This is a genomic window from Acinetobacter sp. YH12039, from assembly GCF_013420015.1.
Classification (GTDB): Bacteria; Pseudomonadota; Gammaproteobacteria; order Pseudomonadales; family Moraxellaceae; genus Acinetobacter; species Acinetobacter amyesii.
Genome location: NZ_VOZA01000062.1, coordinates 1 through 13,660, shown reverse-complemented (window position 1 = coordinate 13,660; position 13,660 = coordinate 1). Strand labels below are relative to the sequence as shown.

8 protein-coding genes are annotated in these 13,660 nt (G+C 37.5%); 1 reads left to right on the top strand and 7 read right to left on the bottom strand.

Translation table 11 applies throughout. The annotated features are described in order from the left end of the window. Positions 1–501 precede the first annotated feature (501 nt). The 6 genes from FTT98_RS15935 to FTT98_RS15910 are packed head-to-tail and all read right to left on the bottom strand — an operon-like array spanning position 502 to position 11,961. A complete protein-coding gene (locus tag FTT98_RS15935; RefSeq protein ID WP_180177563.1) occupies positions 502–3,564 on the bottom strand; it encodes a type I restriction endonuclease subunit R in 3,063 nt (1,020 codons plus the stop codon). Then, the gene (locus FTT98_RS15930; protein ID WP_180177562.1) at positions 3,552–5,594 is read right to left on the bottom strand and encodes a DUF262 domain-containing protein; all 2,043 of its coding nucleotides are present in this window, start codon (positions 5,592–5,594) and stop codon (positions 3,552–3,554) included. Before FTT98_RS15930 ends, FTT98_RS15935 begins: the two co-directional genes overlap by 13 nt. Before the next feature lie 3 nt (positions 5,595–5,597). Then, entirely contained in the window at positions 5,598–6,995 is a 1,398-nt protein-coding gene (locus tag FTT98_RS15925) for a DUF262 domain-containing protein (RefSeq protein WP_178319141.1), read from the bottom strand. A gap of 39 nt (positions 6,996–7,034) precedes the next feature. Beyond that, positions 7,035–8,213: a DUF4268 domain-containing protein gene (locus FTT98_RS15920; protein WP_180177561.1), complete on the bottom strand. Its 1,179-nt coding sequence runs from the start codon at positions 8,211–8,213 to the stop codon at positions 7,035–7,037. A gap of 56 nt (positions 8,214–8,269) precedes the next feature. Then, the gene (locus FTT98_RS15915) at positions 8,270–9,586 is read right to left on the bottom strand and encodes a restriction endonuclease subunit S (RefSeq protein ID WP_180177560.1); all 1,317 of its coding nucleotides are present in this window, start codon (positions 9,584–9,586) and stop codon (positions 8,270–8,272) included. A gap of 8 nt (positions 9,587–9,594) precedes the next feature. Beyond that, complete coding sequence (locus tag FTT98_RS15910; RefSeq protein WP_180177559.1) at positions 9,595–11,961, bottom strand: class I SAM-dependent DNA methyltransferase; 2,367 nt, start codon at positions 11,959–11,961, stop codon at positions 9,595–9,597. A 140-nt stretch (positions 11,962–12,101) separates the two neighbouring features. On the opposite strand from FTT98_RS15910, the gene FTT98_RS15905 reads away from it, so the two are divergent. Beyond that, on the top strand, positions 12,102–13,205 hold the full coding sequence (locus tag FTT98_RS15905; protein ID WP_180177558.1) for a hypothetical protein: 1,104 nt from the start codon (positions 12,102–12,104) through the stop codon (positions 13,203–13,205). A gap of 267 nt (positions 13,206–13,472) precedes the next feature. On the opposite strand, the gene FTT98_RS15900 is transcribed toward FTT98_RS15905, so the two are convergent. Next, the coding region (locus FTT98_RS15900; protein WP_180177557.1) for a transposase domain-containing protein at positions 13,473–13,660 on the bottom strand (188 nt) is incomplete at its 5' end.

Sequence of the window (13,660 nt, the reverse complement as noted above, 5' to 3'; positions counted from 1 at the left end):
GTAACTTGGACCAGTGTTGATCATTTAGCATTGTTCGAGGCATAGCGAGTGTAAAATTGGGTTTGGCGATTTAATTTTACTATCTCGCTATTTTTTTAATCAACAAATGTCAACAGACCCTAGTTTTTGTAGGTTTAATCTGTGGCCAATTTTACTAAATTCGGTCTTGTTAAGTCTATATTGATTTATATTTAAGCGACACTTTGTGTCTCTTTTTGTTGCAGCAGGCCTTAGTCTAAATTATCTTTAACACTTTTATTTCATTAAGGAGGGACACCGAATAATCTCATTAAGTTCTAAAAATAATAATGAAGGACAAATATCTTATTCCAAAAGCATTGATCCACTCCAATTTGGAGGTAGTGGGAGTTGAAATCATTGCTAACATCTTCTTTAGTAAGATAAAAAGAAAATGTTGCACCCATTTTCACCCAAATTAATTTGAACAACTAAAGATTACTACTGTAATCTTTAGTATCCAATTCCACATACATGTTGATCTTATCGCATCACACCCTGTTGCAGGCTATATTTCCATGACATTCTAAAGGCAGTATCTTTTGAATAATGCTTGTACATATCCATATCGATCTTTCTTTGACGTAACATCACTTCATTCATAATCTTGTCAAAAGCCAAATCTTTGGTATGCGGATCAGGATTATTCAGATACTTGCTTTCAAAATCAGCATGTTCCTTGATCTGTTTTAAGATATTTACAAATTTTACTTTTTGCTCCTCAGGCGTTGCAGCCCAACCACCAAACCAACGTTCATTAAACGTTTTAATGATTTCATCTAATGGGTCTTCTTCAGTTTCACCGCCATGAGCACCACGAGGATTCGAGTTTGTCGGATCTAGAACTGTTTCTTCAGCATCTAACTCAATTTGCTCATTCAGTTTTTTACGCTGTAAACCATAGGAGTTTAAATCAACTGAATTTAACAACTCGTCTAAAGCATCTGCTTCTGGATCTTCAATTTTGAGTTTAGGAATCAAGAATTTTAAGAACCAATATAACTTTTCCCAAGCTGCAACCTCGTATGGCAAAATTGAAGCCATCTGTCCGTAAATCTTCACAAACTGCTTTGCCTTGATCTTGAAATCAGCTTTATCTTCAGCGCTAAGCTCTAACTCAGCATCAAAACGTGCAACGGCAGTATCAATAATTGGACTTAATTTTTCTGCATCTACTGAATCAAAATATTTTGTGGCAAAGTCTTCGACTTCCGATGATTCATATACTCCAACAGTATCTAGCTCATCTTTTAGTTCGTTGAGTACATTAATATCGGTCGCTTGTGACAACGTAGTCGACGTGTAGAAACGATCAAATGATTGTTTGATATCTTCTATTTCATTGAAGAAATCAAGCACAAATAGATCTTCTGTTCTCTTACCCAATTTAGGGGCAGAACGGTTTAAACGAGAAAGTGCCTGAACGCACAGGACGTCCGCCAACTTTTTATCAACGTACATCGTGCAAAGCTTTGGTTGATCGAATCCAGTGAGGTATTTATTGGCAACAATCAGTAAGCGATACTGATCTTCATTCACGCCTACAGGCTTCTTGTCACCCACATAGCCACGATCGAACATATCTTTAGTGTCATTATCAGAGAATCCATTGAGAATCGCTTCTGAATATTCAATACCATCTACTTTCTTCTCACCAGAGAAAGCAATGATGGCTTTAAATGGATATCCTGCTTGCTCAAGCAGTCGGTCAATCGCTTTGTAATAACGGATTGCAGACTCAATATTTTGAGTCACAATCATCCCTTTGGCCTTGCCTTTTAATTTCTTGGTATTTACCACATGTTGAATGAAATGATCCAACATTACTTCAGCTTTGATATCAATGGTCTGTTGTGTTTTCTCCACATAGCTTCGTAAGGTTTTCTGCGCTTTTTTAGTATCGAATAATGGATTGTCTAGAATCGACTTCTCAATTTCATAGAAGCTCTTATATGTCGTGTAATTGGACAAGACATCTAGAATAAACCCTTCTTCAATCGCCTGTTTCATCGAATACAGATCAAAAGGTTTAAAAGAACCATCAGCTTGCTTTTCACCAAACTTTTCTAAAGTCGTGTTCTTCGGCGTTGCAGTAAAAGCAAAATAGGATGCATTGCCTTTCATCTTACGTGCCAACATCGCACTTAAGATTTTATCTTGAGCATCTACACCATCACTGTCTTCATTGGCTTTACCCATGACTTCATTCATTTTGTCATGTGCAACACCCGATTGAGAGCTATGCGCCTCATCAATGATCACAGCAAAACGCTTTTCACTTAAGTCTGCAATTCCATCAATAATAAAAGGGAATTTTTGAATCGTAGTAATAATAATCTTTTTGCCATTTTCTAAAGCAGATTTCAGCTCTGAAGACTTATGGGCATGTGCCATAATATTCTTAACTTCTGAGAATTCCTTGATGTTCTCTTTAAGCTGTTTATCCAGAATACGGCGATCCGTCACCACAATCACTGAATCAAATAAGGGATGTTCTAGCCCTCGGCTTCCTGCAATGTCTTTTTCTACTGGGTAAGCTTCGATCAACTGAAATGCTGCCCATGTAATCGAGTTTGACTTACCTGAACCTGCGGAATGTTGAATAAGATATGTCTGCCCTACGCCACGTGTTGAAACATCATAAATGAGACGGCGCACCACACTAAGCTGATGATAACGAGGGAAATAAAGATTTCTTTTGTCTAATAAGATTTTCTCATCACCATCTAGTCGTACGAAGTGCTGAATAATATTTGCCAGACTTTCTTTAGAAAGTAGCTCTTTCCAAAGGTATGCCGTTTTATGCCCCTCTGCATTTGGCGGATTTCCTGCACCAGCATTATGACCTTTATTAAAAGGTAAGAAGAATGTATTCGCCCCAGCAAGCTTCGTGGTCATATAGACTTCATCGGTATCGACAGCCATATGCACAATACAACGAGCAAAGCTCAATAAGGGCTGTGTGATATCTCGATCTTGTTTATATTGCTTTTGACCATGATGACGAGCATTTTGCCCTGTCCATTCATTCTTTAGTTCAAAGGTAATAATTGGAATACCATTTACGAATACCACCATATCAATTTCTTGTAATGGATTGGCTTTTGAGTAACGTAATTGGCGAGTCACACTGAAAATGTTCTGCTTGAATCGGTCTTTAATCTTCTGAGAACTACTTGCCAACGGCGCTGGGTACATCAACTGAAAATGTGCTTGATCTACGGCGAGACCTTTTTTCAGTAAATGCACCACCCCATGCTTTCGGATCATTCGATCAAAGCGTTCGTAGATTTTTCGTTGCCAATCGTGTGGGTTAAACTTTTGAATCTTTGCGAGTTCATCAGCTTGGGTTTGTTCTAAAAACTGCCAGAAATATTGAGTATCTAAAGCATAAAGCATGTCAAAGTTTGCAGGTGAACCTGATACAAAGCCATGATGAGGTTGAGCAATGTCGGTTAAACCTGCTTTAACATTTTCAAGGCATGTTCCAGTTAGGGCTTTTTCAATTGCCATTTCTAAAGCACGTTCATTGGTTAAACTGACCATGTCACACCCTTATCTTTATAATGCTGTTCCAATACATTCAGCATATCCTGCTGATGTTCAATAATCGTATGGATATCTAGCTCTTTACTCTCGCTGTCTAAACGGTCAAATAAGTTCTTTAATTTCAATGAATCATAAACAGGTTTTTCATAGAAATCAGCTCTTTTGACACGAATAGGTTTATTACTATATTCCGAATTTTGACTCGGACTGAGCAATGCCAAATTGCCAAAAGCATGCAAATATTGGTCGTCTAACCCTAAGCTATATTTTTCATTCTGTGGATGTATATGTTCAATCGAATTCTTGGAGCTAATACGATAGCCTTTAAACTGTTTTTGATCACGACATTGCATCAAATTATCGAACTTGATCGCTTTCCATAATGTGTATTCAAGTTTCTGAAACCAATAATGTTTAAATCCAGTGCCTTGAGGTGTATTTAAATTTGCTTTGATATTATCAAAAGAGTCCTTTGCAACTTCTACCCCTTGGGCCAACAAATAACTTGCTTGTTTCTGAGTCTGCGTTGTTAAAGAAAGTGTATTGTCAATTTTCTCAAGAATGGTCAATGCTTCCTCATCACAAGCCTTTTCACCACGCTGTTCAAAGACTTTTACTAGTTCCATTAAATATGGCGTCAGCCAATAATGTGCATTACGGTCAGTTGTGAAAATACAAACGCTTTGCAATTGCTGTAGTGCCGAATACTCCTGTTTTGATCTTGGATAGGAGTCATTTTTATCAAGTGCTGATATATAGGTTAATACTAGCTCCTCTGATCGACTCTCTTCATCTTCTATCCATCTTACCGCATAGCGATCAAACAAATAACGAACTTGCCATAAGGTCTGTATAAATGCCTTAATATGAACTTCATCTGCTTCTTCTAAAAAATCATCAAAGATTTCTTGAAGTTTTGCGCCTGTCATTCGTTGCTGAATATCTGTACCTAAGTTTGCTTGAATTTTATAAATTCTTAAGGCATGAATCAGCAATAAGTCAAAACTTAAAAAAGAACGAAAAGTATAATTAATTTCTTCATTTCCTAAGCTTTTTACTACCGGCTGAATCTCTTTCTGAAAGCTGATATTTTCATTATTGATGTCTGATTTAAAATCATCAAATATCTTAGAAATTGAAAGATCTAGCTGTTCTACTTCAGATGAAATTCGCAAGCAGAGGAAAGCCATTTTTGATGGCTGATATTTAACTAAATCAGCAAAGCTCAATTTTCGCCAACTTTCTATGCTGATTTTCCCTTTGAGTAATCGTTCAAAATATTGATTCATATTTTGGCAGATATCCCATATTTCACTATAAAGGACTTTATCTGTATTTATCTTTTTAAAGATTTTTGCTTTTACCAAGTCTACAGGCTCTAACTGAACACCTGCTGTATTCATACTGGTAAATATCTTATTCAAATCTGTATCAGTAGGGACGATGTTGTTTACCCAAGTCACATGGTGGTAAACATAATCTAGATATCCAATTAAAACACCTTGATTTTTCAGTGATTCTAAATACTGACGAATAACAACTAAGCCTTGTTCAATTTTTTCAAGATATTCATCTTCTTGGGCATTGAATACATGCTTTGCCATAACCTTGGCCAATCCAGAATGTTCTTGCAAAAAAGCTTGTACATTTTCTCTAATTTCAAAATGTAATCTTGGTTGTTTTTGAATACTCGCGACACCTAGTATTGGATGCGTTATTTTTTCTGTTAAGCTCATACAAGCTAGAGAAAATAGCATCAGAGTCGTCGTTCGTTGTTGTCCATCAATCAACTCGAGTACATCAACATTTTCATTTCCTAATACGATGTTTCTTCGAGCCGTCAGAGTGCTTCCCACATAATAATGAGGTTCTTCAAGTATATATGCTGAATGAATATCTTCTAATAGTCGTTTTATTTCATCGCTTGTCCAAACATAAGGGCGTTGGTAACTCGGGATAATGAATTGATATTTTTGCTCTACGACACGTTGAAGCGTCAATAATTCTGTATCTACACACTGATTCATTTCTTACCCCAAATTCTTTATTTTCTGCGTTAGCTGTTCGAAAAAGCCCTGTTGTATTTCTTCGTTTTTCAAATTCAGTTCAAAGTGCTTTATAGTTTCTTGAATAAAGGTTTTTTTGAGGGACTTTTTAGTCTCATCCAGATCATACTCCGTAACCACAAAATTCAAACTATCTAAATGTTTAAAAGAATCTTCGGGTCGATAAGCCATCACCAAATGATCTAATAGTTGATTATCTTTGAGCAGTTTAGGTACGCTCTCCGCTTGTACTCTAGTCTTATTCGTTGCTCTTGGTGAATAGGCCACACGGAAAAACTTTTTCGCAAAAATATCTAATTTGTATTCACCAAATTTGCTTACATATAGCATGATGCCAATGGCATATAACTCTGCTAAAAAATGACATCCTTTTAGCTGTTTTAACCACTTTGTAAATTGGTAATACTCTGCTAAATACGCTACATCCAAGTTTTGGTAATACTTTAAATACAACTGATTGTAGTATTCTAAGTATGAAATGGTATTAATCCCTGCATTTAATGGTTGTCTGAAATGGTAACTGTTGGGCGTGCTGATCTGTGAGGAGCGATTGACAGGGTTATACTCTGTGCTGATTTGGCTATAAGCAATATCTTCTGTACCTTTTTGGGTATTCTTTGAAAATTCTTCAATAATGGCATTTTTAATTGCGACTTTGTTTTTATAGTAAGGGATGTCTCTGAAGTTGAGAACATTCCAATATCGCCCTAATAATAATCTCCATACCGTCTCAGAAAACTCCCCCAAGCTTTCCCATTTTTTGGCATAAAACGTTTGGTGTTTCTTTTGTTGTTCTGAATTAATCGCACGAAGATGATACGCCTTAATAATATCGATACCAGATAAGCGAACACCGCCTGTATTTTGCGTTTCAAAGAATTTATAAGCATCGTCTTCTGATGTTGTAACCACCAATGAAACAACGACCTTTTCAAGATCAATAGTTTTTTCCCATTTATCTTTAATCGAGTGTAGATAGGCTAAATTGCGTCGGATATGCTCAACACTCACACTCGAGTGATAGCTTAAAGTGACATCTTGCAGTTGTTCATTCAAGTAGCCAAATAACGTTAAACTGGTCAACCTTTGCTGACCATCAATAATATTCAACTCTGTATCTTTGGCATGTAAGATAATACTGCCTAAGTAGTAAGCACTGCGTTTCGATTTTTTCTGATGCTCTTCAATATCAGTAATGAGTTGATCCAGTTGTTCTGCATTCCAAATATATGGTCGCTGATATTCAGGTATCTTCAATTTACCTTGTATATCTGCTTGGTCTTGAACCTGAATATTTCCACCACGAAGCAACTGTGCCACATTGCACACTGCTACTTTAATCAACGCTTGTGATTCTGACACAACCTACCCTCAATTTTAAATTTTTAGATCTATGTTTTTTTACTTAATCACTTGATACGCTTCATTCATATATGGCTTAAAGGCTTGCTCAAGCTTTTGTATATGTTCCAAATGCCATGCGATATGACTTTGCCATAAGTCCTGATTATGACCATCGGTATTCAAAATAAACTCAATCCGAGATGATTTCTTAGCATCTAATCTTAACCACTCTAAAGGCTGACCAAATTTGTGCTCAATCTCATTTTTACGCGCATAGAAGAAATCAAAGAGCTGTTTATTCTCCACGGCGTCCTTTCTCGCAAACTCAATATCTACTCGTATCGCTTTCTGCAAGAAGATCAGGTGATAGGTGCATTGCGATATACCTGTTGCTGAACTCAACCAATGATCAGTCTTCGGGCTAATATTGTTATAAAGCGAATTTTCGCTTTGTGAAAAATAAGCAAGCAATTGCTCCCAATATTGGTAGCGTATATCGGTATGATCGGCTTGTTTTACTTTGGCAATGGTTTCTTCATCTTCCTTACGCGTGAGTCGAACCATATATTCCGATGCTTCAGGGACAGGGATAATTTGCTGAATGTCCACCAACAATTGTTCGTCTAGTTTATATGGCGAAACTTTGACGCATTTCAGATCAATTTTACGGTCAAGTAACCACAATGCGGTATTGGTCACTTCCTTACGAAACTCGCCTGCCACCAAGATAATACGCTGGCTATTCCTTGGGTTTAAGGTGGTGATTGCCACACCCATTTCTTGATGTTCTTCTAAAAAGCGCTCAATCAGAATTTTTGCGGTGTTTTTAACTTGATCTGCATCAAATGCATTCGGTTCTAAGTCGGGATATTCAGGTCTATTTTTAAATAGATATTTTGCAAAGACGTCTTCGATGTCATCTGAGGTAAACGGCGCTACATAAGATGCATACTTGAGTGCCTGCCACACGGCATCACGTCCACTGTCATCTCGTTTATTTTCAATCAGTACAAGCTGTCCTTTGGTGTCTAGTGCCAATAGGTCTAAGCGTTCCCCAGTCCCATCAAAACCATCAAATTCTTTTTGGATAATCAGCAGTTCTTCGCCCAATGCTTCAGGGTGGCTCACCAACCATTCTTGTAAGTCATAACGCTCTGTCAGGTTATGTTGTTTCAATTGTGTGATGTCTAATGGTTTTAGTTTTTTATTGGCTGTGTCTACTGTATATAAGCTCATATTCCCCCCGAAATATTAAAAAAACCTAGCCAACCGAAGTTTGCTAGGCTTAATTTTTATGCCACTTTAATTTTGCCTGTGACAGCATCATTAATGAGTGTAGTTTTATATTCTTTTAGCTTTTCGATTTGCTGATTGATTAATTCAATTCCTGCATTAATTTTCTGCTCTTCTACTTCAATATATTTAATGATTTCATTCTGTTCAGCAATTGGAGCATAAGGTACTAATACGTCACCAAACTTATCAAAATACAGACGCAGTCTCATATCCATAATTCCCCGAGAATGTTTTTTCAATTCTGCACTACAAGTTGGAGACCTAAACAACAAATGATAAATATATGGATTTAATGGCTTTGTTGCTCTCAATATGTCATACGCTGGGCTTGTAACTCCATCGTAATTAGATAAGCCAATTGCACCCATCCACGCCAACAATTTATTGACAATGATGTCGCCTTTTTTAACTTTCCAATATCCATCTGTAGTAGATGCCTTATTTCCTCGTTCCTCCAATTCTTTACGAGGTTTGACACCTATATCTGTATAAACAGATAAAAGTTCTAAGTCGTTGTTTTTAGGTGCAGGTTCAATAATTAGCTTAAACAAGTTTTTTACTTTTATTATTTCCCAATGCTCAGGAATTTGACCAATCCATTCCACACCCGAATCTTTCATCGGTACATTTGGATCTAAACCTTGAGTCACTGCTTTTTGAATGACAATTTGCTTACGTTCATTGAGTAAAGCAATTTGCTGTTCTTTAATGGCAATGGCTTGGTCGATTTCAGTTGTTTTCTGGTCTAAAAAACTTGCTATTTCAAGTTGCTTATCTGAATTCGGCAACCAAACATTTGTATTTTTTAAGATCGCTTTTGTAATACTGTAAACTTTAACGCCTTTAACTGCTTTACGAATTTGATTTCTAAAACTTCTTGAATCAAATACATATGCTAAGAATCGAACATTGATCTTATCTTTAGGACGTACAATAACTGTGTGATAACCAGCAAAGGTTATTCGATGGCTATTTAAGTATGTGAAGTTTCCCGATCCATCAATATCTTCTGATGTATCAGCGAATACGAAGTCACCATATCGAAGTAGAGATTTTGGTGAGCTTTTCAAGTAGTTTTCCGATACACATTTTAATTGGTGAATTTCAGGATTTACTTCAAAACCATATTTAGAATGGACTTCACCATAATTTACACAGGGTATTCCGACTTCTTCTAAGTTTTCTTTAGTAATGTTTAAGCCTTTACCAAAGTCACAAATATCTCGGAATCTTAAAACGTCCCAATCGTTAGGTATCTTACCTAAGGTTTCCACACCCGAATCTTTATAAGCATCATATTTTTCAAACATCATGCTTCCCCTTAAAGACCCAAAATCTGTGCAATCAAACCATCGGCTTGTTTCTCAAGGCTTAAAATATCTTGAGCCACATCTTCTAAAGAACGCAACGGCTTATGCTGGTAGAAATACTTATTAAAGCTAATCTCATAACCAATCTTCACAGAATCTAAATTAATCCATGCTTCAGCCAGATGCGGTTTCACTTCATCTAAGAAATACGCATGAATCTGCTGTTTTAACGGTACAGATTCACTATCACGCAAATCGCTATTGCTTTCATAGGTGGTGAACTCTCCTTTTTTCGCCGTTGCATAATAGCCAAAGTCCGCCAAATCCGTTTCTGTACAACCCAAGTGTGCAAGCAAATCAGCAAGCTCAGCATCATTCAGCTTCACGATTTTTTTCACCACTTTTTCTGCGTTTTCGTCATACCAACTTACCGCATTTAAAATGTTATTCTTTTCAGAATTCGATAGCTTAATTTTTAAAGCTTTGATTGCTTCATCGACTTTCTTCTTAAACAGGTTAAAGTCTGAAAACTCATCTGTACCCACCTGTTGCATGATGCTTAAGGCATTGTCCAATGCTGTTTTTAAAGCATTCCAAAGCTTCACATCAAACAGCTTGGCTTGGGCTTTATTGTTCAGCGTAATCTCTTGATCTTCGCACCATGCTAATACTTCTTTTTTGACCGCATCAAGCTTGGCTTCGCTATAAATTTCATCACCATAAGTGCTATACATATATTCCATCGGCTCAGACAACGACTTATCAAAACGTAAACCTTGCAAACGCTCTGCACTAAACTGTGCGCTACGGCGGTCTGGACGCTCAATATTGACCTTGTAATAACCAAAGTCTTGGTTATCAAACACCTTGCTTGCAATACCAATAGGATCATTTTTCGCATCAAGCTGACGCTCTACGTCTTGACCTGCAAGGTAAGTCTGCATAATTTCCGTAATATGTTCAGGGGCAAATTCACAGTTTTTATTGCCTAAGTTTTTACGCAACTTACGGAACATCAAACTTGCATCAATCAGTTGTACTTTGCCTTTGCGCTGTACTGGTTTGTTATTCGACAACAACCAAATATAAGTGGTAATACCTGTGTTATAGAACAAGTTATTGGGTAACTGCACAATCGCATTCAATAAGTCATTTTCAATGATATAACGACGAATATTACTTTCACCACCACCTGCATCACCGGTAAATAAGCTTGAACCATTATGAACAGAAGCAATACGACCTCCAATGCCGTTATGCTCAGGCGATTTCATCTTATTGACCATCTCCATGAGGAATAGAAGCTGACCATCACTTGAACGTGGTGTGGCATCACAGCTTTCTTCCTTACCCCAATAATCTTTTAATTTCACAATGAAGCGTGGATCAATCACATCTGAACCATCTTTAATGTGCTTTTGCTCAGATGCCCAACTCTTACCATACGGTGGGTTAGACAGCATAAAGTCAAACTTGGTGCCGACAAACTCATCTGTGGTAAGTGTTGAACCGACACGGATATTTTCAGGGTTATTGCCCTTAATCATCATGTCTGACTTACAGATCGCATACGTCTCATCATTGATCTCTTTACCGTACAGAATCACGTCACGGTTGCCATCTTCAACGCTATAACGCTCTTCAATAAAGTTTTGGGCTTCAGTCAGCATCCCACCTGAACCGCAAGCAGGGTCATAGACAGTGATGGTTAAAGGTAATTTTTCCTGAATTGGGTCAAAGACAAAATGCGTCATTAACTCAATCACTTCACGTGGCGTAAAGTGCTCACCCGCCTCTTCGTTATTTTCTTCGTTAAATTTACGAATCAATTCCTCAAAGACGTAGCCCATACCTAAGTTAGTCAATGCAGGTAAACGGTAGCCATCTGGGTCGACTGCATCTTCAGGGGTTAAGTTGATGTATGGTGATAAGAACTTTTCAACTACATCTAACAGCACATTTTTATGCGACATATGACGAATTTGAGCGTAAAGGTTAAAGCACTGAATAATTTCTTTAACGTTGTCGCTAAAACCTTCTAAATATTCTTCAAAGTTCGCCAATAAAATTTCAGGGTTGTTTGATGCCGCGGTATACAGCGAACGTAATGTCCATTTAGAAGTATTATAGAACACATAGCCTGATGCTTCTTTAAGTGGCTCATCATCAAACTCGGTGAGTTCCATTTCGACTTGTTGGTAGCGGACTTCTTCGAGTACTGCATCTTTGGTCGGCTCTAATAAAGTATCCAGACGGCGTAATACCACCATCGGCAAAATGACATCACGATATTTACCACGTACATAGACATCTCGAAGACAGTCATCAGCAATCGACCAGATAAATGAAACCAATTTGTTATGTACTGAATGATCCATAAGAACCCAAATAAAGTATTAAATTTTAATGCCCGTATTTAACACTATTTTAAAGTCTTGTGGCAGTGTATATATGGATAACTTAAGGATAGTACGCCAAAGCTTGTCGCTGAGATCACCACTTAATTCAAAGGTATTTCATGGATTTAACACAATTTAATTTTTCAATACTAAAAAAGTTTGATCGAACGCTTGAAAGCAATATAGAACGATTGGTTAAAAATGCAGATTCCATCGAAGAAGATCTTTCACCTATTGAATTAAAGGGCATGCTTTGTGAAGCTCTTGGGTTAGATATTTTAGATAGCAACTCCAGTCAAGTGGTTGATCAGGGGGAAAATATCCAGATCACATTTGCGTATATTTTGAAATGCCTATCGCTCTACCCTTTGCAAAATGAGATGTATCAAAATTGGAATAAGCATGTTGCGCTATTCGACCAAGCTGAACTGACTGGTTTTTCAGAGCAAAGTATTGCTGAGTTGCATCAATTTATTCAGAGCATTGTTGTCACAGGACATAACCAAGTACATCTATCCCTTGAGCAAATGAAACAGCCCTCCTGTCTCGTTATCCAGCTCTTAATTCATCTTGATGCAATCCTAACCTTAGACAGTAATATGGAGCCATTGTGCTTTACGCAGTTGTTTAAGTTTCGTTTTAATAAAAATAAACCCTATGGTCCATCCAGTAGTTTTTCCGATTTCATCATCTACTCACTAGCCTCACACGCAAATAAAAAACCATTAGAGAAACTCCCGACGATCAGCTCATTTGACAAATATCTGAATACAGAACTCGTTGATAATGACAGTGACAATGATGGTACAGAGCACCCAAGTATTAAAACGATGCGTCAATTACTAAAAAAAATGAGAGCTGAAGATCGCTTCTGCTACTTAACCGATATAGACCAGTTTTTTACGACACCATTTGATCAAGTTAAGCTAATATTTGATGATCTATATGAAAAAATCACAGAGTCTAATTCTCGTTTTCTACTTTCACGAACCATCAACGATGAGGATTTCGTAGCCTTCAACGATATGAACGCACTGTGGCTCATCTACTACTTCCAATTCCTAGTCTACGAAGCACAGAAAACAAATTCTCCTGAGGTTTTACAGGGACTTAGCGCTTCCCGTGAGTTTATGGATTTATGGAAAATGTTTTATGCACCCAATGGCAAAAAGGCCACTTTTCAGTGGCCTAGCCAATTTAATGATATAGCGAAGATCACTTAGACATTATTGTAGCGACCTGAGCCAGAGGGGTTGCCTGTTTTACTTGGCCACCCCGCCTCATTTGTCAACTCAGTAAAAAATTTTACTGTATCGTCATAATCCTCTTTAGACCATAACGGATAATCCGTATACGACCTTCTAATCTGCCATAAAGCTTCTCGCTCAAATGACTTAATTCCGTTTACACGTAGCGTTTCATCTGGAATTATTAAGAATCCCCACGTGTCATCTTTATCGTAAGCGTCCGCTGAATCCCATGCCTATTTTTTAATTTTGGTCGGATTTCCAGCGGTGTGGCAGTAATTCTTCTATTTGGGTCACTTTATGCGTCGGCAGCCTTTTCAGCACATCACTTAAATAGGCATACGGATCCAGTCCATTCAGCTTTGCTGACTGGATTAAAGTCATGATATTGGCAGCTCGTTGGCCGCTGCGCAGCGAGCCAGCAAACAGCC

Excerpts from the sequence above, each read along its gene's own strand:
- FTT98_RS15935 (WP_180177563.1), bottom strand. The coding sequence starts at position 3,564 with ATGGTCAGTTTAACCAATGAACGTGCTTTAGAAATGGCAATTGAAAAA.
- FTT98_RS15930 (WP_180177562.1), bottom strand. The coding sequence starts at position 5,594 with ATGAATCAGTGTGTAGATACAGAATTATTGACGCTTCAACGTGTCGTA.
- FTT98_RS15920 (WP_180177561.1), bottom strand. The coding sequence starts at position 8,213 with ATGAGCTTATATACAGTAGACACAGCCAATAAAAAACTAAAACCATTA.
- FTT98_RS15915 (WP_180177560.1), bottom strand. The coding sequence starts at position 9,586 with ATGATGTTTGAAAAATATGATGCTTATAAAGATTCGGGTGTGGAAACC.
- FTT98_RS15910 (WP_180177559.1), bottom strand. The coding sequence starts at position 11,961 with ATGGATCATTCAGTACATAACAAATTGGTTTCATTTATCTGGTCGATT.
- FTT98_RS15905 (WP_180177558.1), top strand. The coding sequence starts at position 12,102 with ATGGATTTAACACAATTTAATTTTTCAATACTAAAAAAGTTTGATCGA.